The sequence below is a fragment of the Cellulophaga fucicola genome (assembly GCF_900119145.1).
GTDB lineage: Bacteria > Bacteroidota > Bacteroidia > Flavobacteriales > Flavobacteriaceae > Cellulophaga > Cellulophaga fucicola.
Map to the genome: position 1 here is coordinate 156,664 of NZ_FPIY01000002.1, position 24,682 is coordinate 181,345.

A 24,682-nucleotide genomic window follows, 5' to 3' on the forward strand; every position below is an offset into this window, starting at 1 on the left:
CTAAAAAATTAATAGCAATTATTATAACCTTATAATACAAAGAAACCAATAATTTAACAGTAATTCTGCTGTGGGTAAACACTGGTAAGCAGACCAAAATATCTACCTTTACGGTATACAAACAAACCTACTTAGGCATTGCAGAATATTATGAATATTGAAGATACAGCCATAAAAACCACTTATTTTAGCATCGTTGGTAACATCTGTTTGGCAATAATAAAAGGACTTGCTGGTTTCTTTGGCAACTCTTACGCATTAATTGCAGATGCAATAGAATCTACCACAGATATTTTTTCTTCGCTATTAGTATTGCTTGGCTTTAAATATGCAAAACGACCAGCAGATGAAAATCACCCATACGGCCACGGAAAAATAGAACCCTTAATTACATTTTTGGTTGTTGCTTTTTTAGTTACTTCTGCTACAATTATTGCATACGAGAGCATACAAAATATACAAACACCACATAAAGTACCAAAAGCTTGGACACTTATAGTTTTAGGTGTTATTATTATTTGGAAAGAAACACTATACCGTATTGTTCTAAAAAAGAGCAAAGAAATACAAAGTACATCTTTAAAAGCTGAAGCTTGGCACCACAGAAGTGATGCCATAACATCTATAATGGCATTTATAGGCATTTCTATTGCTGTAATTTGCGGTAAAGGATATGAGACTGCAGATGATTGGGCAGCTCTACTTGCTTCCGGCTTTATATTATATAATAGTTACTTAATTTTAAGACCTGCTTTAGGCGAGGTAATGGACGAACAGCTATATGACGATTTACTACTAGAAATTAGAAATAAAGCTTTAGAGGTTGATGGTGTTTTAGGAACCGAAAAATGCTTTATTCGTAAAGCCGGAATGAAATTCCATATCGATTTACACGCCATTGTAGACGGAAAAATTACAGTAAAAGAAGGTCATGACATATCTCACAAATTAAAAGATTACTTAATGGAAGAAATTCCTAATCTAGAGTATGTTTTAATACATATAGAACCAGACAAATACGAGTAGCATAAATACATTAAAAATGGATAACAAACAGCATCACAAAGGTAAACAGCTAGCAACATTTGGTATTTGCGGCGTAATAGGCGGTATTGCTTTACTTACACTACAACAAAAAATTATTGGTATTATATGTATTCTGAATGGCGCATTGCTTGCTTACACTGGCTACAAAAAAATGAAGACCGCCAAGAATAAATAAAAGTTCTAGATTCCCTAATAAAATTGAACAATCTATTATTGAAAGATGCGCAAGAAACATTCGTATTTTACATGTAGATTTTTTTATTTTAGCTATTTTATTAAGTATAGTTTTCTGGTATTTTACATACCTATCCTTTTATGAAAACTTTTTTCTGGGCGTATTAATTCTAGTTTTTGATATAGTATTAGCATTCTATACTTTGGCAATTTGGATAACCATCAAAGACGCTAAGGTAAAACCAACCTATCTAATAAATTCTGAAAAAGGACAATGGAAAATACTTTTAAAAGGAACAAATGCCAGAAATATGCACTACTCATCTGAAGTAGACGGAAAGAGAATTACTATAATTACTCCGGATATGATTACAATTCCTAAAAAAGAAGAAATAGTAAACATTGAGTATGAATATGTACCAATTTTTAACTCACCTCCACTTTATGGTTACAATAATATTTTTATATCTATTAACAAAAACAGATTTACAGAGAAGCACAAAACATATATTAACAAACTTAAACCCTTAGGAATACTGTCTGTTATACTAAGCATAGCATTTTGCGTCTTATTTACATTTTGTGTTATTATAGAATTTAATGATTCTATACTTTCATACATAAGCTTAGCTTTATCTTTTATATTTATAAGAACTGTTATTATTCTTATTTATAACAAACAATTGACAAGAAATTTGATGAAAAAAAATGAAGCAAATACTCATTTAAAAACATCAATGACAACACACAAAAAAACCCGATAAACGCTAGTAAAGTTTATCGGGTTTATATTTTATAAAAAGGGATGCTTATTTAATCTCTACTACTTCAAGATCAAAAATAAGGTCTTTACCTGCTAAAGGATGGTTTGCATCTACAACAATGCTCTCTTCTTTAACTTCTACAACAAGTAAATTCATTTCTCTTCCGTCAGGAGACTGAGAAACTAACCCCATACCAACTTTAGGTTCCATATCTTGAGGAAGTTCTGCCTTTTTTACTTCTTGTATTAAAGCTTCATTAACCTCACCATATGCTTCTTCTTTGGCAATTGTTATTGTCTTTTTTTCATTTACTTTCATATCAATTAACCCTTTTTCAAAACCAGGTATTAATTGTCCTTGTCCTAAAGTAAACTCTAACGGTTCTTTTCCTTCAGAACTATCAAAAACTTGCCCGTCAGATAACTTTCCTGTGTAATTTACTTTAACCGTATTGTTCTCTTTAACTTGACTCATACTCTTTATTCTTTTTTAAAAATATTCTTTGCACAACTCTTATGCAGCAAATACTTTATTTTAAACTTAAGTTAAGAGTAGCTGCCAAAACCACGCCAAAGGCTAAAAAGCAGAAATAAATTTAATTAAACCTATTAATTATCAATATTAAAAACAAAAAATAAGCTCTCAGTGCCCTGAACATAGTAAATCAACATTTTAAAAACCGATTGTGCCTAAATAACAAAAAAATAGCAAAATGCGCAAATATGTCAGTTATATATAAAAAAGACGATTACAAACTAGTAGCAAGCAGTTACAAAACGTTACTATTACACATCTAAATAATAGTTATTTTAGCTATTAATACAACTATATACTATGGACACAAACCTACAAGAGTTTTCTAGCACATTAAAAGAGTTTAAGCAAATTCTACAAACAACAAGGTTTGGAAGTCACAAAGATTTTACCACTAGAGAAAATACAAAACCACTTAGAGAATTAGAAGAACACCCTTTATCTCCAGAATTGAGGTATTTATACTCTAACTACATTACACTTTTAATTTTACCACACATACATATTAACACCTACTCTAGCCTGTTCCCTAAAATGCACATATTTGGTAAAACTGGAGCAATGTCATCAAAACACAATCCCTGGAAAGAAGGTAAAGTTGTTATTGGACATTCTTTTAATAAATCGAGCAGAAAAATATGGGCAGATACCACTCAAAACCTCACCCCTATTCACATTACAGATTTAGAAGGTAATTTTATGCGCCTAACATCTAGTATAAATTTGTTTTTTAAACTATTAATTGAGTTATGCCTTAGCTACAATGAGAATAGAGACAAAGAACCTAAATGTGGTAGCCATACAGATCTATGGGATTTACACAGAGAAGAAATAGTTTCTCCTTATTTTGCAAACCGAATAAAAGACTTAATACCAGCTAGCGATTTATTTATAGTAACTGCCGTTTTTACACAAGAATAAACTCCTAGCTACTTATACATTCTTAATCAATTTTATGTAGTATTTTTACCACGCCTTTTTACGCTATAAAAAAGGCATCATTTTTTTTACTGAACAAATCTACATTATGACTCTAGAAGAAAGAATTAAAAAATCTACAACTACAATTTTTAAAGCCGTTTTTCCTAACACCACAAACCATTACGACACTCTTTTTGGTGGTACTGCAATGCAACTTATGGACGAGACTGCTTTTATTTGCGCAACCAGGTTTAGCAGACAACAAATGGTAACTGTTAGTAGCGATAAAATAGATTTTAAAATGCCTATTCCGGCTGGTACAATTGTAGAATTGTCTGGTTACGTTACTCACGTTGGTAATACTAGTTTAAAAGTTGCAGTAGATATTTATATTGAAGAAATGTACTCTAACTACAGAGAAAAAGCTGTGTTTGGTGAATTTACTTTTGTTGCTATTGACGAGAACAAAAAGCCTGTTACTATTTTAAAGTAAATACAACATTTTTTTAGTTACCTTATAACTCTTATAAATAAGTTATAACTTTTAGTCCTTTATTTTTTTTATAGAATGACAATAGATTCAATACTAAACAATGTCTACCAACTTCCTGTTGCTTCATTAACTAAAATTAAAGACAACATTACAGAAGGTAACTATCCTAAGTCGCACATTGTAATAAAAGACAACACTGTAGAGCCAACTATTTATTTTATTAAAAGCGGAATTGTAAGAGCCTACTCTAATTTAGATGGCACAGAGGTTACCTTTTGGTTTGGTAAAGAATCTGAAGCTATCATATCTATGCGTAGTTATATTGAAAACAAAAAAGGTTACGAAACCATAGAGCTTCTTGAAGATAGCACGTTATATAAATTAGAAGCTAAAAAATTGAAACAACTTTTTTTAGAAGATATACACATTGCCAATTGGGGTCGTAAGTTTGCAGAGCAAGAACTTATTAAAACTGAAGAGCGTCTAATTTCTAGACAATTTAGAGCTGCCACAGAACGTTACACAGAACTTTTAGAACATAATAGCGATCTAATAAAAAGGGTTCAATTAGGGCACATAGCATCTTATTTAGGCATTACACAAGTTAGTTTAAGTAGAATTAGAGCTACCATAAAATAATTGTATTTTTTATCATTTGTAAAATTTATTGTCAACTCCATTTCAGAAATTTGCTATTCAAAATAATAGAAAAAAAAATGAATTGGATTATTTTAATAATAGCAGGTTTTTTTGAAGTTGCTTTTGCGTTTTCCTTAGGCAAAGCCAAAGAAGCTACAGGCACAGAAGCATACTTATGGTACACAAGTTTTTTTATATGCTCTCTAATTAGTTTTGCTTTATTAATTAAAGCAATGCAAACCATCCCTATTGGTACTGGCTATGCAGTTTGGACTGGTATTGGCGCTGTTGGCACCGTATTGGTTGGCATTTATGTATTTAAAGACCCTACTAGCTTTTGGCGCGTATTCTTTATTGTTACGCTAATTGCTTCTATTATTGGATTAAAAGTAGTTTCACATTAATAAAAAAAACTATGTCTAGTAACACAAATTTATCAGATTTAATAAAAGGAATGACCCCTAAATTAAACAAAGGGGAATACGTTTTCTGCACTATAGAAAACAGTACTAATCTAGATCGAGAACATATTTTATGTGAATTTAAAGAAGCAGAAGGCACAACTATTGTAACCACAAAAGAAAATGCAGATGCATTAGGCTACACCTACAGCTTTATTGCTAGCTGGATAACATTAAGCATACATTCTTCTCTAGAGGCTGTTGGTTTAACAGCTGCATTTTCAACTGAACTTACAAAGCACAATATTAGCTGCAATGTTATAGCTGCTTATTATCATGATCATATTTTTGTAGATAAAAATGATGCAAAAAAAGCAATTTCTGTGCTAGAAGAGCTTTCTAAATCTCACAAATAACTGTATTACAATTATTTCACTGTAAACAGGGTATAACATTTTGTGGTACTTTTTTAATTTTGGTTATTTACATAACTACATTAAAAAATACCACAAAATGACTATTGATTCAATTAAGCAAAAATTAAATACAGCAGGGATTTATCATTCTGATAGCCCTATACTAAACAGACCAACTGTTATTGGTTACGAGAAAAAATTTAAGTTAAGTTGGGCTGCCACACAATTAAATACATTTGTTGTTGCTACCGACTTTAAAGATGAAAAAATTACACCAGCAATAATAGACAAGCACTTAACTGATGCTTTTAACTTTACCAAAAAAAATTACACTGGTTGGCCAAGAGGTCTTCAATCTGCCATTGGTGTAATCTCAATTATAATATCTAATTCTGTAGATGAAGATGCTAAGGAATATTGCATCAAATTAAAGTCGGGTAAAAAATGGGCCGGATTTACAATTCCTGTAATTTTTAATCCAGATACAAAAGAAGTATATCAATTTACTAACAGTCCACTTTGGGGCAGACTCTATTATCCTCATTTTAAAAAAATGATAAACAATTTAAAGTAAAATTTACTTTAGACGTAAAATGTTTCACAAACGTTAAGTTATAATTGCATTTGTGCAAAGTACCTGTGTAGTCTTAAAAGAAGCTGTACTTTTTGCATCAAAAAAAATGAAAGAATTAAACGAGGATATTTACTTTACCATTTTACAACTATCTAAAGCCGCAGATAACCACTTGGAAAACGGAGAAAAATCTGCTGCTTTACTTAAATACTGGAATGCTTATGACCTAATTCCGGAACCAAAAAAGGACTCTGAAACAAGTACCTGGCTACTAACAGCAATAGGAAATATTAATTTTTTAAACGAAGATTATAAAGCCGGCGTAGCAAACTTAACTAGTGCTATGCGTTGCCCTGATGCGGTAGGTAACGCATTTATGCACTTAAGATTAGGACAATGCCAATTAGAGGTTGGTAATTTAAGAAGAGCAGAAAACGAACTAGCTAGAGCATACACCATTGATGGAAAATCTATTTTTAATAAAGAAGACAAAAAGTATTTTGAATTCTTAAAAACTAAAATTGATATTCAACCAAAGAAAAAAAAGTGGTGGAAGCTTTTAAAAAGCGAATAAAACCTTTACTAACTATGGTTTTGTATCTTTATGTAAGATTTTAAAAACTTACATAAAATGCCCAAAGAAGAGTCCAAAATAAAATTACGAGATGCCATTTCTATTGGTATTGGCGGTATGGTTGGCGGAGGAATTTTTGCTGTACTAGGTTTAGCTGTATCTCTTGCAAAAGGCGGCACCCCTGTAGCTTTTTTATTTGCTGGCATATTAGCATTAATAACATCTTACAGTTATGTAAAACTTTCTAAAACTTACCCAGACAGAGGTGGTACAGTAAAGTTTATAAATAAAGGTTTTGGTATTTCTATTTTTAGTGGTGCTATAAATAATTTACTTTGGGTTAGTTATATTATTATGTTATCTCTCTACGCTAGTGCCTTTGGTTCTTATGCGCCAAACTTATTAGAAATTACCGCACACAAAACCTTAGATTTTCATATTTACGCCAGTGGCATTATAATTTTAGCAACAGTTATAAATTATTACAGTATTACTGTTGTAGGCAAAATAGAGTCGTATGCTGTAATTATTAAGTTAGTAATACTTATTTCTTTTATTTTTATTGGTGCTTACGGTTTAATTGGCAACCCAAACATATCTCAACTTGCTGTTTCGCAATGGGAAAGCCCTATTAAATTGTTTGCTGGCGGTATGGTTATTTTTGTTGCTTATGAGGGGTTTGAGCTTATTGCCAATGCTGCACCAGACATTATAAACCCTGAGAAAAACATACCTCGCGCATATTACTACTCTGTAATCTTTGTAATTTTACTTTATATTATTATTGCATTTGTTACAGTTGGTTCTTTACCTTTTTCTAAAATAGCAACTGCTCAAGATTATGTTTTAGCAGAAGCAGCAGAACCTATGCTTGGTAAAATTGGATTTTCAATTATTACTGTAGCCGCTTTAATCTCTACTTTTTCTGCTATTAACGCATCTTTATACGGAGGCAGTCGCGTTAATTTTGAAATTGCTCAAGATGATGAACTTCCACATAACTTTTTATCACAACTATGGAATCAACCTATAGGCTTATTAATTACAGCTATTGCAACATTAGTCTTGGTTAACATATTAGACTTAGAAAGTATATCTACAGCTGGTAGTGTTGGTTTTTTACTCATTTTTGGAATTGTAAATTTAGCTGGCTATAGACGAGCCAAAGAAACAGGTTCTAAAAAAAGCATACCACTAATTGGTTTTATCTTATGTTTAATTGCTACCGCAACACTATTACAACAGCAATACACTTCTAATATTTTAGGGGTAATTATATCTTTAAGCATTATTATTTTTTGCTTTTTAGTAGAGTGGATTTATAAAAAAACTGAAAAAAAATAGCCCTAAAAAATAAGAGTTACATATTTATACAAGCCAGAGCAATAGATTAACAGAAATACATATATTAATAAAATAATATCCGTTATTTTTGTCGCTTAGTAAAATTGAACCGAATGAACTTAACTATTGAAAATATTTTATTGGTTGGCTCTATTTTGCTTTTTATAAGCATAATAGTAGGTAAAACATCTTATAAATTTGGCGTACCAACATTACTTTTATTTTTAATTATAGGGATGCTAGCCGGTTCTGATGGTATTGGAGGTATTCGTTTTGACGATCCCAAACTAGCACAGTTCATAGGTATAGTTTCTTTAAATTTTATTCTTTTCTCTGGAGGATTAGACACCAACTGGAATACGGTAAAACCTATACTTAGAGAAGGCTTTGTACTCTCTACCGTAGGTGTACTTTTAACCGCCATTACACTTGGCACATTTGTATGGTATGTAACAGACTTTACAATTTACGAAAGTATGCTGCTGGGTTCTATTGTATCTTCTACAGATGCCGCAGCTGTTTTTTCTATTTTAAGATCTAAAAGTTTAGCTCTTAAAAACAATCTAAGGCCAACCTTAGAGATGGAAAGCGGTAGTAACGATCCTATGGCTTACGTTTTAACACTTGCTTTTTTAACACTGGTTATTAATCAAGATAAAGATTTAGCCTCTATAATTCCTATGTTTTTACAACAGATGGCTTTTGGCGCTATTGCAGGTTTTGGCTTTGGTAAACTAAGTAAATATATAATTAACAAGATTAAATTAGATTTTGAAGGACTTTATCCTGTACTGGTAATAGCTTTAATGTTTATTACTTTTTCTGCAACCGATTTTGTTGGTGGTAATGGCTTTTTAGCTATTTATATCTGTGCAGTTTATTTAGGCAACCAAGACCTTATACATAAAAAAACTATTTTAAAAATGTACGATGGTTTAGCTTGGCTAATGCAAATTGTACTTTTCTTAACGCTAGGTCTACTTGTTTTTCCTTCTAAAATTGTTCCCATATTTGGAATAGGAATGTTGATTTCTGTGTTCTTAATTTTAGTTGCTCGTCCTGTAAGTGTACTTTTAAGCCTTATGTTTTTTAAAATGAAATTTAGAAGACGTCTATACATTTCTTGGGTTGGCTTACGTGGCGCTGTACCAATTGTGTTTGCAACATACCCATTATTGGCTGGTATAAATAAAGCAGATATGATTTTTAATATTGTATTCTTTATCTCCGTCTCTTCCGTAATAATACAAGGCACAACCCTATCTGTAATGGCAAAATGGTTAAACGTAGCATTACCAAATGAAGAGAAAAAATTAAATGCAACAGATTTATTATTTGCAGACAATCCTAAAGCTTTAATAAAAGAGATTCCCGTTTCTGCTAACTGTTATGCCGCAGATAAAAAAATAGTAGATCTAAGCTTTCCTAAGCACGCTATTATTGCAATGATCAGGAGAGACAACCAATACATTACTCCTAACGGCTCTACAATTATACTAGATAAAGATGTACTTGTTGTTCTTGCAGATAAGCAAGAAGCCATAGATAATGTAAAAGAATGCCTAAACAAGTAACATTTAATATAAATTAACATTTACCTATTTATTTTATAAAGTAACTTTGCAGCGTGAAAAAGAATATAAAACTTATAAGCGTAATTTTACTTACAGCACTCTATTGTTTAGCAATGGGAGCCGTAACACAATCGCTTGTTACCTATTCTGCAGACAATACAGCTAAAAGTAACGAAGTACAACTTTCTTACAACAAGCCTAACACTTCATTTTTTCAGAGAATACAAACAGAGAATACAATAGATATTCCGAGTAACACAAATGTACCCTCTGATTTTAAAAACCCGTTTCAGAATTTCTTAACTCCTGCTATTGCCATAGCGCAAACCACAGAGGTTTTATATTCTAAACACATAAACACATCTTTAAACTTTTTAATTCAACTTAAAAAATCGAGTTTATTATATCCTTTCCATTTTTTCTGGTAGAATAAATTGTTACCACAAGCGCTGTTTTACAGCAAATAACAATTTAACAAAAGGCTTTGCAAACGCATTGCCCACATACTACACACAATATTTTAAAAAAATGCAAATGGATTTAGGAACAGATATCATAGCTACTATAGTTGTAGTTGTATGCGTTATACCTTTTATATTAATAGCTAAAGGTCGAAAAAAAAGGGAGAAAAAAATGCTTGCCTCTTTAGAAGAAATAGCAAATAGAGATAATTGCACAATTAATGATTACGAAATAAATGCCGATTTTATTATAGGAATAGATCATAAACAAAATCAAGTTTTTTATTACAAGAATGAAGAAGGTGTAATAAATGAAGGATCTGTTAACCTATCTGGTATTGAAAAATGTAAGCTTGCTACACACAGCAAAACAATTAATGGTAAAAACCGAAAAGAATCTATAATTAAAGGATTAGACTTAAAATTTATACCTCGTTACAAACAAGATCCAGAAGTATCTTTTACTGTATATGATTCCGATTTAAAAATGCAACTTACTGGAGAGCTGCAATTAGCAAAAAAATGGGAAACGCTAATAAACAAAAAGCTACTACAGTTTAATTAATTTAAAAAAAGCCCTTTACTTTTGTAAAGGGCTTTTTCTATTTCATTTGTTTAAAGATTATTCATCTTTTAATTCCCAAGATCTAACCCAATCATAATAAGTTGTCCTCTCTGATTTAGTTCCTGTCATTCCCCCATCTTCAGGAACAGGATTCCAATCGTAAGTTTCTACGACCAACCTTAAGTACATTTGCAAACTAAACTCTGCTTTAGGAGTTATAGTATAAACTTTTTTACCATCAAGATAAAACTCTATTTCTGTTGGGCTCTTCCACCAAGCACCGTAGATATGATAATCTTCCCAAACCTTTTCACCTGTAGTTACATTTTTACCTTCAGATCCAACTGGAGTCTCATCACAAGCGGTATTTCTACTGTGCGTATTTGAATGCATTGTTTCATCAAAAGTTTTAGCAAAATTTGCCGATCCTGTAATTTGCCCTACACATTCTTGTATATCTAATTCTGTTACTCTCTTATTACAAGCTTCTCCCTCACCAACAACATTAATTAACCAAAATGTAGAAGACATAAAAGTTTTATTTGCTTTCATACTACACTCTACATAAGTACCAACCTGTACTGCGTTTTTAGAGTAAATATTAGAACCTGCGTGAGTAAAAGTGTCTCCATTAACTACTTCTGGTTCGTTTAACTTATATGGAGTAAGCATTAAATTACCATCAGCTTGTGAAACAGTATTTGCTTTAAAAATACCGGGAGCTCTACCTATCCAGCGTGTACTGGTATTTTCCCATTTGGCTTCATCAAAACTATTATTATTAAACTCATCTGATATGCTTTCTATTTTAGCCCATTTTTTACCCGAAGGAGTAGGACTGTTACCTTCTACAAAAAACGGAGTTTCTTTAGCAATGGCTTTTTCTAAAGCACTATTAACAGTATCATCATCACCAGAACTACTGCATGATAAACTACTAAAAATCATCAATACAACTACATATTTTAAATTCACCTTTAACATTTATAACTGTTTTTCTTACAAATATATAAAAAACAACTAGTGTAGATCTAAAATAGACTTAAAACCTACATCTAAATAATTGCTTGTAAACTTTGAAAGAATTTAAGAGTATCAATATAAAAATTCGTAAACAAATCATTAATAGTGTGTTATAAAAAATCAACCTTATTTTAATGAAATATAAAGTCCTTTTAATATTACATAGATTTATTTAATACACTCTCTTTAAAGTTTTTTTATTACTTTGTTAATCTAACTACAAAGAAACTACATGGAAGTTCTAGGTATAGACATTGGCGGCTCTGGTATAAAAGGAGCTATTGTAAACATTAAAACGGGAGAAAAACTTACCGAACGTTTTAGAATACCTACTCCGCCCACTAAAAAGCCTAAAGAAATGGCTAAAGTGGTACACAAAATAATAAAACACTTTAATTACAACGGTCCTGTTGGCTGCGGATTTCCTACTTTAATAAAGAAAGGAATTTGTAAAACACCTGGTAACTTACATAATAAATGGGTAGATACAGATGTAACTAAGCTTTTTTCTGAAACTACAGGTTTGCCTTTTACAGTTATAAATGATGCAGATGCAGCTTGCTATGCAGAAATGAATTATGGTATTGGCAAAGACCTAAAAGGTTTTGTTATAATGATAACTATTGGTACAGGTTTAGGAAGTAGCGCTTATTTAGACGGTAAGCTTATCCCTAATTTTGAACTTGGACAAATACCTTATAAAAAACACAAAAAAATAGAGCTTTGGGCAGCAGATTCAGCTAGACAACGAGAAGAACTATCTTTTAAAAAATGGGCTAAAAGATTAAACACATTTTTAGAATACATAGAGCTTTTAGTTGCTCCAGACACTATAGTTCTTGGTGGCGGAATCTCTAAGGAATTTGATAAATTTAGCAAACATATAAAAATTACAACTCCAGTTTTACCTGCCGTTTTAGAAAACCACGCTGGCATTATTGGCGCAGCTTCTGCTACATTAAAGAAGTAATTTTATCTAAAATTAAAAAGAGCCTTTATCTAAATCTAGATAAAGGCTCTTTTTATGCACTTAACTTACTGTTTTATTTTAATACCTCTGCTCCTTCTAGCTTAGAAAAGAAATTCTCTTCTACAGTTGATGAAAAGCTAATATCACTAACATCTATTTTAGTTATGTATTCTCCCAATCCGTCTTTATCAGCCGTAGACCAATATGTTTTAAAATCAGTTGCAAACACAATACCGTCTACAGTTGTTGTTCCTTGAGTTACCGTAATTTTTTCTGGTGCGTGACCTCCGTTAGGGAAATATTCAGGATAAGAAACAATGTACTTAAATGCATCTACTAAATTTGTTTTAGCATTAACGTACATAATATAATAATCATCTGGCGCAGAACCTACACCTTTGTCATACGTTACTTTTACTACGTTCTGCATAGCTCCTTTGAATTCTACTTGCGGCAACAATTCTAGATTTACACCTGTACCATCAAAAACAAAAGGTTGACCAGAAAAGTAAATAGGAGTTAATGCCCAAAACTTAGTATCATATGCAAAAGAAGTACTGTCTTTTGCTTTTATCCAAGACTCTTTACCATCCCATCCAAAAACATCGTTATTGTCTGTAATACTATTATGTCTTGCTTTATTGTTCCAAGTATCTATAGTTTGGTAAGAGTCTCTTATACCTTTACCATTTACTGGCTGGTAATTAAACCTAAGCGATAAAAAACCATTAGCATACCAATTTTTTAGTCCGCCGTGAGCTTCCATAGCACTCCATAAAACCTTACCTGCATCTGTTGCATTTAATCTTTTATTAGCAGCAGTAACTCTTTTTTCTATCCAAGAATTTGGTATTTGATAACCTAACTCTTCTGTTTGCTCTACTATAGTTTTATCAGCTTCTTTTTTACTTGTTTCCTTACAAGCTACAAAACTCAATATTGTAAATAAGCTTACAAGTTTTACTGTTATTCTCATTGTATCCTTAATTTATATGTTAATATGTAATAGTCGTTTTAACTTACAAAACATTTCAAAAATAAATAAAAAAAATCCCAAGACTTACGACTTGGGATTTAAGTATGTATAAAGCAATTAATTATGCTATTTTATTACGTTTACGTTCGTTTTCTGTTAAGTAAATTTTACGTAATCTCAAATGAGCAGGAGTTACCTCTACGTACTCATCTTTTTGTATGTATTCTAATGCTTCTTCTAAAGAGAATTTTATAGCTGGTACAATTTTAGCTTTATCATCTGCTCCCGAAGAACGTACGTTAGACATTTTTTTAGTTTTAGTAATATTCACAGACATATCATCGCCTCTAGAATTCTCACCAATTACTTGTCCTTCGTAAATATCTTCACCTGGCTCAACAAAAAACTTACCTCTATCTTGTAATTTATCAATAGAATAAGGAATAGCTTTACCCATTTCCATAGAAACCAAAGAACCATTTTGACGTTGAGGAATATCTCCACGCATTGGTTGGTATTCTAAGAAACGGTGTGCCATAATAGCTTCACCAGCAGTTGCAGTTAATAATTGGTTTCTAAGACCAATAATACCACGAGAAGGAATTAAGAATTCGCATACCATACGCTCTCCTTTTGCTTCCATACTAGTCATTTCACCTTTACGCATAGAAACCATCTCTACTGCTTTACCAGATACAGTTTCTGGTAAATCTATAGTTAATGCTTCTATAGGTTCACATTTAACACCATCAATCTCTTTTATAATAACTTGTGGCTGTCCAATTTGTAGTTCGTAACCTTCTCTACGCATTGTTTCTATAAGTACAGATAAGTGTAATACACCACGTCCAAATACTAAAAATTTATCAGCACTGTTAGTTTCATTAACACGTAATGCCAAGTTTTTCTCTAACTCACGTGCTAAACGATCTTTAATATGACGAGAAGTAACAAATTTACCATCTCTACCAAAGAAAGGAGAATCGTTAATTGTGAACAACATACTCATTGTTGGCTCATCAATAGCAATACTCTCTAATTTCTCAGGGTTTTCTATATCAGCAACAGTATCTCCAATTTCAAAACCTTCTAAACCTACAATAGCACAGATATCACCAGTAGCAACTTCTTCTACTCTTAATCTACCAAGACCTTCAAAAGTATAAAGTTCTTTTATTTTAGATTTAGTAATACTACCATCTCTTTTTACAAGAGAAATTTGTTGACCTTCTTTTAAGCTACCACGTTGTAATCTACCAATAGCAATTCTTCCTGTAAAAGAAGAATAATCTAAAGAAGTAATAAGCATTTGAGTATTTCCTTCTTCAACTTTAAAAGTTGGGATATGCTCAATAACCATATCTAATAATGGCTCAATATTTTCTGTTTCGTTTTTCCAGTCATCACTCATCCAGTTATTCTTAGCTGAACCATAAACTGTTGGAAAATCTAACTGCCACTCTTCTGCTCCTAACTCAAACATTAAGTCAAAAACTTTTTCATGTACTTCTTCTGGTGTACAGTTTTCTTTATCAACCTTATTAACAACAACACAAGGTTTTAAACCAAGGTCAATTGCTTTTTGCAATACAAAACGAGTTTGTGGCATAGGTCCTTCAAAAGCATCTACTAAAAGTAAAACTCCATCTGCCATATTTAATACTCGCTCTACCTCTCCACCAAAATCGGCGTGACCAGGAGTATCTATAATGTTAATTTTTGTGTCTTTATAGACTACAGAAACGTTTTTAGATACGATTGTTATTCCGCGTTCGCGTTCTAAATCGTTGTTATCTAATATAAGATCACCAGTATTTTGGTTCTCTCTAAATAACTGACAGTGGTACATAATCTTATCTACCAAGGTCGTTTTCCCGTGATCTACGTGGGCAATAATTGCAATATTCTTCGTTGTTGACATAACTGATTTTTAAATGCATTTACCTTACTAAATGCGCGCGCAAAGATACTCTATTTTTTTTAGCAAAAAGAAAAAGATTAAAATTTCTTATTATACTGATTTTGAGCTTGTTTACAAATGCTAAATTCCTAGTAAAAACTACTATCTTTGCAAACATAAATTATACTACAGATGAACTTAGATCTTATACCTCAAATAAAACACACAAAAAGCGACAATTTTTTCTTGCTATCTGGCCCTTGTGCTATAGAAGGTGAAGAAATGGCTTTGCGTATTGCTGAAAAAATAATGACTATTACAAACAAGTTAGAAATTCCTTATGTATTTAAAGGAAGTTTTAAAAAAGCGAACCGTAGTAGAGTAGATTCTTTTACAGGAATTGGTGACGAAAAAGCACTTAAAATACTAAGAAAAGTTTCTGAAACATTTAATGTACCTACAGTTACAGATATTCATGAAGTATCTGATGCTAGTATGGCTGCAGAATATGTAGATATATTACAAATACCAGCATTTTTAGTAAGACAAACAGATTTAGTTGTGGCTGCTGCTAATACAGGTAAGGTTGTTAACCTTAAAAAAGGACAGTTTATGAGTCCGGAAAGTATGAAACATGCTGTTACTAAGGTTACAGATAGTAACAACCAACAAGTTATGGTTACAGATCGTGGTACTATGTTTGGTTACCAAGATATGATTGTAGATTTTAGAGGTATACCAACGATGAAAGAATTTGCTCCTGTTGTATTAGACGTAACACACTCTTTACAACAACCAAACCAATCTTCTGGTGTAACAGGCGGAAGACCAGATATGATAGAAACTATTGCAAGAGCAGGTATTGTAACTGGAGCAGATGGTATTTTTATGGAAACTCATTTTGACCCAGCTAATGCAAAAAGTGATGGTGCAAATATGTTACACCTAGATCATTTAGAGAAATTACTAACAAACCTAGTTGCTATTAGAAAAACTGTGAATAGTTTAAAATAAAATTTACTAATTTTAGTATTATAGAAAACCAATTCTTAAATTTAAGAGTTGGTTTTTCTTGTTTTAAACAAGTTACCAACGTCCAAAATAACTCATTAATAATATTAAAAAAGTCCCATTAATTCATAATTAATAAAAATTATCACAAATAACTCAGATATAGCTAGTTAATTTCTTACAAATCCAATACTTTTATCTTTCAACTAAAAATTTAGATCTAAGATGAAAACTACAAATTGTTTATTTGCTCTTGCATTAACAGCGCTTTGTTTTTCTTGTAAAGAAACTCCCAAAGATACAGGGGCCAACATAGGTTCTTTATATATTTCTGATGCTACGCCAAGCCCAGGAGAAACTCTAAACCTTGCATATAGCACAGACGTTAACAAAGAAGATTTTAGTGCTTTTTACTATTATACTGTTGGCAGCAGTGCTTATCCCGTAGATTTAGATGTAACTAAAACAGATAGCTTATACAAAGCATCTATTGTTATACCTGACTCTGCTACGGCATTAGCTTTTAATTTTAAATTAAAAAAAGACTTTGATTCTAATAATAAAAACGGGTATATAATTCCATTAACAACAACATCTGGAGATACTATTGCAGGTGCACTAGCAAGTATTGGCACCTATAAATTAAGGCTTGCTCCAAGTTACGGTGTAGAAGTAGATAAAAAGGAAGCTTTTAACCTTATGAAAGCAGATTTATTTGCTCACGAAGATCTTCAAGAAAAATGGGATGGTATTTTTCCCCGCACATTTATGTCTGAAGAAAAAGCTGAAGCTGAAAAATACATTACTAACAGAATAGCTGCTTACAGAAGTAAATCATCGTTAACAGAAAAAGAATACAGAAACTTAAATTCTCTTTATCAAATTAATGGAAATAAAGAAAAAATAGACTCTTTACAATTAGTAATGGTAGAGAAGTTTCCTAAAGGACTTATTGTACAGCAACAAGCTTGGTCTGAATTTTATAAAGAACAAGACTATTCTAAAAAGAAAGAATTGTTTAATGATTTTAATCAAAAATTTGGTAACAAGAGTCGTATTAGAAATATAATGGCAACAAGGTTAGCTAGTGAAGCTATACAAAATGGAAATAAAGAAGAATACACCTCTATTATGGCACAAGTAACAGACAAAGCTATGTTACCAAATGCATATAATAGTATTGCTTGGAACTATGCTGAAAAAGGTGAAAACCTAGAATTTGCCGCTGAAATATCTAAAAAATCTTTAGACTTAGTTAAAGCTTCTATTAATGATACTAAAGATAAGCCAGTTTACAATACTGTGTCTCAGTATAAAGAAAATATGGTAAGTACTTATAATATGTATGCAGATACATACGCTTTAATTAAATTTAAACAAGGAGATATTGACGAAGCTATAACATACCAAAAAGAAGCTATTGGTAAAGGTTTAGATGTAGAACTTAACGAGAGATATATTCAGTTTTTGACTGAAGGAAAAAAATATGATGCTATTTTAAATGAAGCTTCAAAATTTATTGAAAACGGAAATGCCAATGCTAAGATTAATAAATATTATAAAGAGGCATTTGTACAAAAAAATGGTTCTGAAGATGGGTTTACAGAAAAGTTAGAAGCTTTAGAAAAAGTTGGTTATGACAAATTAGTTGCAAAAACTAAGGAAGAAATGATTAACAAAAAAGCAAAAAACTTTACACTTAAAAATACAAATGGCGAAGTTGTTGAATTAGCAGCCTTAAAAGGTAAAACTGTAATTCTAGATTTTTGGGCTACGTGGTGTGGTCCTTGCAAAGCTTCTTTTCCAGGAATGCAAGTAGCAGTAGACAAATACAAAGACAATGAAAATGTAGTTTTCTTGTTTGTAGACACTATGGAAAGTGGTGATTATGACACTAGAAGTAAACTAGCTGGTGACTTTGTAAAAAATAACAATTACAGTTTTGAGGTTATAGTAGATAACCCCGTAGAAGAAGGTAGCCGTGCTTACCAAGTAGCTTCTAATTTTGAGGTTACTGGCATACCAACCAAAGTAATTATTGGCCCAGACGGAAATATAAAGTTTGTATCTGTTGGCTACAGCGGTAATTCTGACAAATTAGTTAAAGAATTATCATTAAAGATCGATTTACTAAACTCGTAACCATTTACACTTAGTTATCAATAAAGGCAACTCTAACCGGTTGCCTTTCCTTTTGCTTAATTTTTAAAATTTGAATTAAAACTTTTTGTTTCTAACAACAAAAGCATCATTTAAAACTGCTTCTAAAACCATATTATCTATCTCTTCTAAAGAAGTATAACGCAGTGATTTCATCTTCTTACGTCCATCTACAACCAACAATTCGGTAAACTTTGTTAAGTGTTGTCCGCTTTTAAAAACTAAATCTACATAGTTTTTACTACAATTTAAATGACAAAAAGGCTTCTCCTCTATATAAAAGTAAGGTAAACTATATTTAAATTTTAAATCTACACTTGGCAACGTGCGCACAATAACAGCCTGCAAATGCATTAAAATATCTCTATAAGGCTCTTGCGCATTGTAAATATATTCTTCGGCTGGTTTCATATTTTAAATATATAAATTTTACAATGACTATTGCACAACACAATAATTTTACTTTACTTTGTTTTTCAAAGTACTTTATATATGGATTCTAAAAAATACTTAGACGACATTTCTGAGATTAAAAATATGATGAGCAAGTCGTCTCGTTTTATGTCCTTAAGCGGACTGTCTGGAATATTAGCTGGTGTGTATGCATTAATTGGAGCCTATTTAGCACACAGCGTAATACATACAATTAAAACTGAGCAAAATGGGTTAAGTAGATTTTTTATGACATTTGGTGCATTAGACAGTTTACTAATAATTGCATTAAGTGTTATGGTTCTTGCGTTAATTACAGGAACAGTATTAACCTATTTTAAAGCCAAGAAAAGTGGCGAAAAAATGTGGGATGTATCTAGCAAGCGTTTACTGCTAAACTTTTTATTACCATTAATAGTAGGCGGACTTTTCTGCTTAGCTCTAATACAGTATGAATACATAAAAATTGTTGCACCTGCCACACTAATCTTTTACGGTCTTGCTTGTGTTAATGCCAGTAAATATACCTTAGGAGGCGTACGTTATTTAGGGATTACTATAATTACAATTGGTTTAATATCTACACAATTTGTTGGTTATGGTTTGTATTTCTGGGCATTAGGTTTTGGTGTTTGTCATATAATTTATGGTTCTTTAATGTACTTTAAACACGACCGCAACTAAGTATGAGTATTATAAACAATATTAACAAAGCATTTGATCACCGTATTAGACTAGGCATTATGTCTATTTTAATGGTGAATGATTATGCCGATTTTAATATGCTGAAAGAATTACTAGGTGCAACAGATGGCAACATAGCTAGCCATACAAAAGCTTTAGAAAAAGTAGAATACATTAAGGTTGAAAAACAATTTATAGGTAGAAAACCCAATACAAGATATTCTGCAACGCAACTAGGTAAGCTAGAGTTTAAAAAGCATATAGATGCACTTGAAAAATTAATAGGAAGATAAAACTATTTTTTTATAATTCTACTTTGAAATACAAAGTACTTTAAATAATAAATATGAGAGCATTACTGTTAGAAAAACTATACGACTGGAGTAAAATTCCCTATCAAAAATTCTTAAAAAAGAACGATGCTTGGAACATAGAAGTATCTAAACTCTTGCGCTATCCTAAAGATTCTTTAGGCCAAGGATTAGGCTTGTTTATTACCAAGCACAATTTTGAGTTACAAGATAAATTAGAAAGTCATGATGTGTTCCACGTGTTAACAAATACGGGAATTACAGTGCCAGAAGAAGTAAGTATGCAGTTTTATTTATTAGGGAATGGTAAGCGCAGTCTTTATTTATTCTCGGTTGTATTCTTAGGCCTACTACTCTACCCCGATTATTTTACAACTTTTAAAAACACCTACAATAGAGGTAAAAAAGCATTGCAATTTCATCAACTAGATTTTTTAAAAATGCTGCATTTACCAATACAAAAAATTAAAACAACCTTTTTAATATCTTAAAAAATGAAACAGAAATTAATTTTAATTGCAAAATCTAACTTAAGCTTAATAACATCTATAAGCTTTGCTTTCTTAATTTTAGCCGTACGTATAAAAATTACAGGGTCTTTATTCTTTAGTTTTCTTGTTTGGAATCTTTTCTTGGCCGGTTTGCCCTACTTGTTTTCTCAGATTTTAAAACAGTTACACGCCACTAACGCCAATAAATTAATACAGTTTGGAGTCTTTGGTTTATGGTTGCTATTTTTACCAAACAGCCCATATATTATTACAGACCTCATACATTTACAAAATGAAAGCGCTACTATGGTATGGCTAGACTTACTTATTGTATTTGTGTACGCTATTAATGGTTTGTTATTTGGTTTGTTTTCTATGATAGATATTTACCAGATTCTAAAGAGTAAGTACGACGTTAAAAATGCCAACTTTTTTATGATATACTTATGTTTACTATGTGGTTATGGCGTATATCTAGGCAGGTTTTTACGCTTTAATTCTTGGGATTTGTTTACAAAGCCACACATACTAGCCTACAATATTGTCCATAGTTTAACCAACTACAATGTTTGGGCAATGACATTTGCTTTTGGTGGCTTATTATGGATTTTATTCTGGACGTTACAGTCTAAGCTTTACAAACAATAAGTGTTGCACACCAAACTATTTGCCGTCTACATAATCTTGCAAGTAAGAAAATCTTGGTGTTAGTTTACCATCTTTTGTCATTCTGGCACGTTCTAACACTCCGTCTTTATCATTATTAAAAAAGGCGGGGATTACGTGTTTTGTAAAAGATTCTCCAAAACCAACACTTGCATCTCTTGGTAGCTCGCACGGTAAATTATCTACTGCCATAACTGCTATAGCATTTGGATTTTTATAATCTGTTTCTTTTTCTGTTTCTGGATTATACCCATATACAGGATCTGCTATTGTAGATGCTTTTATGGTAGATGCTACTGGCCCATCTATATCACAACTAACATCTGCTACAACTCTAATTTTAAAATCGGGGTGTTTTGCATCTTCTTTTGTAAAAAGGTATGGTGCACCATCGCCATAAAAATGACCTGCAATGTAAAAATCTGTTACTTTGGCAAACCTAAAAAAGTTAGATTTATACTCGCTTGGCTTATCAAAAAATTCTTGTTTGCTACTGCGTTCACCATCTTTACGCTTGTTGTACTCTAAAGCATCTATTTGGCAATATACTGGTGTATTAAATTCTTCTTCTAAATAGGCTTTAAGGGTTACTTTTTGTAAGCCCATACCATCTAGCATTTCTTTAGCTCCATTGCCTACACGACCTTTACCAGTTAACAGTATTTTTATATTGGGTAATTGTATTTTTTTTAATTCTGCTATTAGTGCTGGTTGGTCTTTTACTGTTTCGGCTTTTGGCAATGCATAAGAGCCATACTTTAGTCCGTATGCTCTAAAACCGTTATACGCACCAACTATGCCAGCGTAACGTCCAAAAGCTACTAAACGAGCTCCTTTTGCATTTACAATAACTTCATGATCGTAAAATTCTATGTTTTTTTCTAAAAATGCCTTTAACAGGTTTCTGTTGTAAGGTTGTTTTTTTATGGTATGCGAAAAGAAAAAGTACTTCTTATTTGGCAGTAAAGCATCAATAGGCACTTCTTTTACACCAATAAGCACATCGCAATTTTGCATTTCTGATGCTACAGTTATGTCTTTGTCTGTATATTCTGAATCTTTGTAAACCCTAATGTCTGATGGCTCTACCACTATTTTTGCACTGCTAAAAGTAGTTTCTACTTTTTTACAAGCTTCTGGTGATAATACTACGCGACGATCTGGTGGGCTTTTACGTTCTTTAATGATTCCGAATTTCATAGAAAATACTTTTATAACTTTAGGCTTATGCTTAGTTGTAAATGTAACATATGACAAGATGACAAGCAAAACTTTTTTTGGAATACTTTTTGCTCTATCTTTGCAGACTGCGTTAGGGATAGAAGCGGCATCTTTTTTAAGATTCTTTTTTTTAGAAGATTAAAAAAATACAGCGAATAGCCCGTTAAAACGCCATAATAATTATTAAAATTCTGGGGCCGACTGGTTTTGACAGCGAGACTAATTGGACAGTAAGCACGTCGTGTAATGGCATTGAAACACGTTAAAGGCTAGACCAACTTTTTAAACGGCGAGAATAACTACGCTTTAGCTGCATAATCCGAATTATAGTAGGATTGGCCTAGGTACACAAGGTGTACAAGCTTTATGTCTCCGGAAAGCCTTGATTGACGGCGTTCCATTTTGAGATATCGTAAAAGTCGATATAGATTAGGCAGTGCTTTGTTGCCTTTTTGAAACTAAAGAAGATAAGTTATAAGTGGGTTGTCTTTAACCAGCTTATAAACGAAAATCCAAGAAAAGAATAAGCGTGTAGAAAGCTCTTTGATTACTTGTTTGGACGAGAGTTCGATTCTCTCCGGCTCCACAAGAAAAACTAGGTTGTAAACCTTAAAAACCTGCTCATTTATTTTGAGCAGGTTTTTTTATGTCTAAAATTAGGTATGTTTAGTGTTACTGCTATATATGCTTAAACACTTTTTACTTATTTAAAATAAGAATATAAAACACTGTTTTACAACCTTATAAATTAATTAGGCGAGTCTGTTTTTATTACTCGATTTATGCTCTTGTATTTATTATATGAGGTAATTTTTCCGGTATCATAAACATATTCATCATAATAATCTTGCGTAATATGGTACACAAAATAATGTCCTTGAAACGGTTTATTATTTTTGTATTTGCACGTTACAAATTTACCCGTAAACGGATTTAAACTTTTGTTTAAGACAAGTACATCATTAGCAAATGTATTTTCTACAATTAATTTACCTTCATAAAATATGTTTTGTACTCCCTCTTTTTTTCCGTTCTTATAAAACGTATGTGTAACCTCTAACCAACTCTTTTTAATATCTAATCCGTTTATAGTTTTAGTGCCTTTGTAGGTGCCAAATCCTATTTTTTTACCTTTACTTGTATACCAATAAACAGTATCTCTTTCTTTACCGTATACTGTAGTTGCCAAAGGGTAATAATCATTTGGAGATAAAAACTCAATTCTCTTGGCAGTTACACCGTTTTTATACAAGTATTTAACTGTTGCAGCCTTATATATACCATTGTATATATCGCCATTTTTATATTCACTAGTATACTCTATTTTGCCGTTTTTTAAGTAAACAATACTTGGTCCGTTTAGAACACCATTTACATAATTTGCGCTATTTGTTATTTTCCCTTTTTCATCATAAAAGGTAATTTTACCCTCCATAACTTCTTGTTCTAAGTTAGAGAAATGACCATTCATTTGTAGCACACCACTTATAAAATAGTCTCTAATATAAAAAAGAGAATCGTTCTTTTTAGCTACAACTCTATAAAAACGAGCTTCTTCTTTGGTTGTTTTTTTCCAGTCCTTATCAAAATAAATTTTTGATTGACCGTAGGTACTCTGAAAAAGAAAAAAGCACACCAATGCTATTATACTATTCTTTATACCTCTTGTTTTTACATTGTTCATTATAATTCTATTTTTATACTTTAAATTGATAGTCTTTCTAAATCTACCTCATCTATTAATTTAAGTAACATATATTTTTTTAGTAAAAAAATTAAATATTCTCCCACTTGCTTAGAACAGCTACTTTTAAAGTAGTATTGATTCTGAATTATTTCTACATCTAGTAATAAGGCTAGTGAATTTCTTTTATATGTTCTTCCATTTTTTTAAACCAATATTCATCTTCTTCAGGTTTAAAAGAGAATTTGGTTAACAGTCCTGTCGCCAACATTAACCAAGCAAAAATGTTAATTGGTTTCATCTTTTTTACACTTAAAGAGAATTTTTGTGTTTCTGTAATAATTGTTCCTTTTGCATTTTTCTCTAGCTTAAAAATTGTAGTGTTTTTAATTCCTGCTTGATGCCTTACCGTAGTAAACAAATTATACTTATAAACATCCGTAATTTTACATGTAACAACATCTCCCAAGCAGTCTTCTCCCGTGTGTATTTCTTTCCATTTATTGTTTTTTTCTAATTTAAAAGACTCACTAATTTCATTATTATAGCAAGGTTCTAAACTAAAACCAACTGCATATTTAGGATGTGTTAGATACTCCCAAATTTGCTCTGGTTGATAATCACTCTGAAATTGAAAAATAGTTTTTGTGTGTTTTTTTTCTATCCTCATTT

At 31.6% G+C, this 24,682-nt stretch carries 29 protein-coding genes and 1 other RNA gene; 22 read left to right on the forward strand and 8 right to left on the reverse strand.

All coding sequences use genetic code 11. The features are described 5' to 3' along the window. The first annotated feature begins 150 nt into the window (after window positions 1–150). From BT107_RS06845 to BT107_RS06855, 3 genes are all read left to right on the forward strand, one after another. Window positions 151–1,026, forward strand: a complete 876-nt coding sequence (locus BT107_RS06845) for a cation diffusion facilitator family transporter (RefSeq protein WP_072303055.1) — start codon at window positions 151–153, stop codon at window positions 1,024–1,026. 16 nt (window positions 1,027–1,042) lie between these two features. Beyond that, on the forward strand, window positions 1,043–1,222 hold the full coding sequence (locus BT107_RS06850; RefSeq protein WP_072303056.1) for a hypothetical protein: 180 nt from the start codon (window positions 1,043–1,045) through the stop codon (window positions 1,220–1,222). 202 nt (window positions 1,223–1,424) lie between these two features. After that, window positions 1,425–1,985, forward strand: coding sequence for a hypothetical protein (locus BT107_RS06855; RefSeq protein ID WP_072303057.1), 561 nt, complete (start codon window positions 1,425–1,427; stop codon window positions 1,983–1,985). A 45-nt stretch (window positions 1,986–2,030) separates the two neighbouring features. Here BT107_RS06855 and BT107_RS06860 read toward each other — a convergent pair whose 3' ends face one another. After that, the gene (locus BT107_RS06860) at window positions 2,031–2,459 is read right to left on the reverse strand and encodes an FKBP-type peptidyl-prolyl cis-trans isomerase (protein WP_072303058.1); all 429 of its coding nucleotides are present in this window, start codon (window positions 2,457–2,459) and stop codon (window positions 2,031–2,033) included. Window positions 2,460–2,819: 360 nt separating this feature from the next. Between BT107_RS06860 and BT107_RS06865 the strand changes: the two genes are divergently transcribed. From BT107_RS06865 to BT107_RS06915, 11 genes are all read left to right on the forward strand, one after another. Then, a complete protein-coding gene (locus BT107_RS06865) occupies window positions 2,820–3,440 on the forward strand; it encodes a hypothetical protein (protein ID WP_072303059.1) in 621 nt (206 codons plus the stop codon). Window positions 3,441–3,546: 106 nt separating this feature from the next. After that, window positions 3,547–3,933, forward strand: a complete 387-nt coding sequence (locus tag BT107_RS06870; protein WP_072303060.1) for an acyl-CoA thioesterase — start codon at window positions 3,547–3,549, stop codon at window positions 3,931–3,933. Window positions 3,934–4,008: 75 nt separating this feature from the next. Further along, window positions 4,009–4,572 carry a Crp/Fnr family transcriptional regulator gene (locus tag BT107_RS06875; RefSeq protein ID WP_072303061.1) on the forward strand — a complete coding sequence of 188 codons (564 nt, stop codon included), beginning with the start codon at window positions 4,009–4,011 and terminating at the stop codon, window positions 4,570–4,572. Window positions 4,573–4,649: 77 nt separating this feature from the next. Next, a complete protein-coding gene (locus BT107_RS06880) occupies window positions 4,650–4,976 on the forward strand; it encodes a DMT family transporter (RefSeq protein WP_072303062.1) in 327 nt (108 codons plus the stop codon). Window positions 4,977–4,987: 11 nt separating this feature from the next. Beyond that, window positions 4,988–5,389, forward strand: a complete 402-nt coding sequence (locus BT107_RS06885; protein ID WP_072303063.1) for an ACT domain-containing protein — start codon at window positions 4,988–4,990, stop codon at window positions 5,387–5,389. 97 nt (window positions 5,390–5,486) lie between these two features. Beyond that, window positions 5,487–5,963 carry a hypothetical protein gene (locus tag BT107_RS06890; protein ID WP_072303064.1) on the forward strand — a complete coding sequence of 159 codons (477 nt, stop codon included), beginning with the start codon at window positions 5,487–5,489 and terminating at the stop codon, window positions 5,961–5,963. Window positions 5,964–6,069: 106 nt separating this feature from the next. Further along, the gene (locus tag BT107_RS06895; protein WP_072303065.1) at window positions 6,070–6,537 is read left to right on the forward strand and encodes a hypothetical protein; all 468 of its coding nucleotides are present in this window, start codon (window positions 6,070–6,072) and stop codon (window positions 6,535–6,537) included. Window positions 6,538–6,594: 57 nt separating this feature from the next. Beyond that, on the forward strand, window positions 6,595–7,881 hold the full coding sequence (locus tag BT107_RS06900) for an APC family permease (RefSeq protein WP_072303066.1): 1,287 nt from the start codon (window positions 6,595–6,597) through the stop codon (window positions 7,879–7,881). 113 nt (window positions 7,882–7,994) lie between these two features. Further along, the gene (locus BT107_RS06905; protein ID WP_072303067.1) at window positions 7,995–9,455 is read left to right on the forward strand and encodes a potassium/proton antiporter; all 1,461 of its coding nucleotides are present in this window, start codon (window positions 7,995–7,997) and stop codon (window positions 9,453–9,455) included. Window positions 9,456–9,508: 53 nt separating this feature from the next. Next, window positions 9,509–9,883, forward strand: a complete 375-nt coding sequence (locus tag BT107_RS06910; RefSeq protein WP_072303068.1) for a hypothetical protein — start codon at window positions 9,509–9,511, stop codon at window positions 9,881–9,883. A 106-nt stretch (window positions 9,884–9,989) separates the two neighbouring features. Further along, entirely contained in the window at window positions 9,990–10,481 is a 492-nt protein-coding gene (locus tag BT107_RS06915; protein ID WP_139254292.1) for a hypothetical protein, read from the forward strand. 57 nt (window positions 10,482–10,538) lie between these two features. On the opposite strand, the gene BT107_RS06920 is transcribed toward BT107_RS06915, so the two are convergent. Continuing rightward, window positions 10,539–11,465 carry a family 16 glycosylhydrolase gene (locus BT107_RS06920; protein WP_072303070.1) on the reverse strand — a complete coding sequence of 309 codons (927 nt, stop codon included), beginning with the start codon at window positions 11,463–11,465 and terminating at the stop codon, window positions 10,539–10,541. A 271-nt stretch (window positions 11,466–11,736) separates the two neighbouring features. On the opposite strand from BT107_RS06920, the gene ppgK reads away from it, so the two are divergent. Then, the gene (ppgK, locus tag BT107_RS06925; RefSeq protein WP_072303071.1) at window positions 11,737–12,474 is read left to right on the forward strand and encodes a polyphosphate--glucose phosphotransferase; all 738 of its coding nucleotides are present in this window, start codon (window positions 11,737–11,739) and stop codon (window positions 12,472–12,474) included. 73 nt (window positions 12,475–12,547) lie between these two features. Here ppgK and BT107_RS06930 read toward each other — a convergent pair whose 3' ends face one another. Beyond that, window positions 12,548–13,450, reverse strand: coding sequence for a DUF6503 family protein (locus BT107_RS06930; RefSeq protein WP_072303072.1), 903 nt, complete (start codon window positions 13,448–13,450; stop codon window positions 12,548–12,550). Between the two features lie 121 nt (window positions 13,451–13,571). Next, window positions 13,572–15,371 (reverse strand): translational GTPase TypA, encoded by a 1,800-nt coding sequence (gene typA / locus BT107_RS06935; RefSeq protein WP_072303073.1) that lies wholly within the window; start codon window positions 15,369–15,371, stop codon window positions 13,572–13,574. A 171-nt stretch (window positions 15,372–15,542) separates the two neighbouring features. Between typA and kdsA the strand changes: the two genes are divergently transcribed. Continuing rightward, window positions 15,543–16,364 carry a 3-deoxy-8-phosphooctulonate synthase gene (gene kdsA / locus BT107_RS06940; RefSeq protein ID WP_072303074.1) on the forward strand — a complete coding sequence of 274 codons (822 nt, stop codon included), beginning with the start codon at window positions 15,543–15,545 and terminating at the stop codon, window positions 16,362–16,364. Between the two features lie 222 nt (window positions 16,365–16,586). After that, window positions 16,587–18,503 (forward strand): TlpA family protein disulfide reductase, encoded by a 1,917-nt coding sequence (locus tag BT107_RS06945; RefSeq protein ID WP_072303075.1) that lies wholly within the window; start codon window positions 16,587–16,589, stop codon window positions 18,501–18,503. 75 nt (window positions 18,504–18,578) lie between these two features. Here BT107_RS06945 and BT107_RS06950 read toward each other — a convergent pair whose 3' ends face one another. Continuing rightward, window positions 18,579–18,932, reverse strand: coding sequence for a DUF1801 domain-containing protein (locus tag BT107_RS06950; RefSeq protein ID WP_072303076.1), 354 nt, complete (start codon window positions 18,930–18,932; stop codon window positions 18,579–18,581). A gap of 81 nt (window positions 18,933–19,013) precedes the next feature. On the opposite strand from BT107_RS06950, the gene BT107_RS06955 reads away from it, so the two are divergent. From BT107_RS06955 to BT107_RS06970, 4 genes are read left to right on the forward strand one after another with little or no spacing between them, the layout of a single operon-like run. Beyond that, window positions 19,014–19,637 carry a hypothetical protein gene (locus tag BT107_RS06955; protein ID WP_072303077.1) on the forward strand — a complete coding sequence of 208 codons (624 nt, stop codon included), beginning with the start codon at window positions 19,014–19,016 and terminating at the stop codon, window positions 19,635–19,637. A gap of 2 nt (window positions 19,638–19,639) precedes the next feature. Then, window positions 19,640–19,930 (forward strand): winged helix-turn-helix domain-containing protein, encoded by a 291-nt coding sequence (locus BT107_RS06960; protein ID WP_072303078.1) that lies wholly within the window; start codon window positions 19,640–19,642, stop codon window positions 19,928–19,930. Between the two features lie 53 nt (window positions 19,931–19,983). Further along, window positions 19,984–20,439, forward strand: a complete 456-nt coding sequence (locus tag BT107_RS06965; RefSeq protein ID WP_072303079.1) for a hypothetical protein — start codon at window positions 19,984–19,986, stop codon at window positions 20,437–20,439. Between the two features lie 3 nt (window positions 20,440–20,442). Then, the gene (locus BT107_RS06970; RefSeq protein WP_072303080.1) at window positions 20,443–21,087 is read left to right on the forward strand and encodes a DUF1361 domain-containing protein; all 645 of its coding nucleotides are present in this window, start codon (window positions 20,443–20,445) and stop codon (window positions 21,085–21,087) included. 15 nt (window positions 21,088–21,102) lie between these two features. On the opposite strand, the gene BT107_RS06975 is transcribed toward BT107_RS06970, so the two are convergent. Further along, entirely contained in the window at window positions 21,103–22,305 is a 1,203-nt protein-coding gene (locus BT107_RS06975) for an NAD(P)-dependent oxidoreductase (protein ID WP_072303775.1), read from the reverse strand. Between the two features lie 214 nt (window positions 22,306–22,519). On the opposite strand from BT107_RS06975, the gene ssrA reads away from it, so the two are divergent. Beyond that, window positions 22,520–22,915: a transfer-messenger RNA gene (ssrA, locus tag BT107_RS06980) on the forward strand. Between the two features lie 159 nt (window positions 22,916–23,074). On the opposite strand, the gene BT107_RS06985 is transcribed toward ssrA, so the two are convergent. Both BT107_RS06985 and BT107_RS06990 read right to left on the reverse strand, forming a co-directional pair. Continuing rightward, window positions 23,075–24,010 carry a toxin-antitoxin system YwqK family antitoxin gene (locus tag BT107_RS06985; protein WP_072303081.1) on the reverse strand — a complete coding sequence of 312 codons (936 nt, stop codon included), beginning with the start codon at window positions 24,008–24,010 and terminating at the stop codon, window positions 23,075–23,077. 172 nt (window positions 24,011–24,182) lie between these two features. After that, window positions 24,183–24,680: a hypothetical protein gene (locus BT107_RS06990; RefSeq protein ID WP_072303082.1), complete on the reverse strand. Its 498-nt coding sequence runs from the start codon at window positions 24,678–24,680 to the stop codon at window positions 24,183–24,185. Window positions 24,681–24,682: the final 2 nt, after the last annotated feature.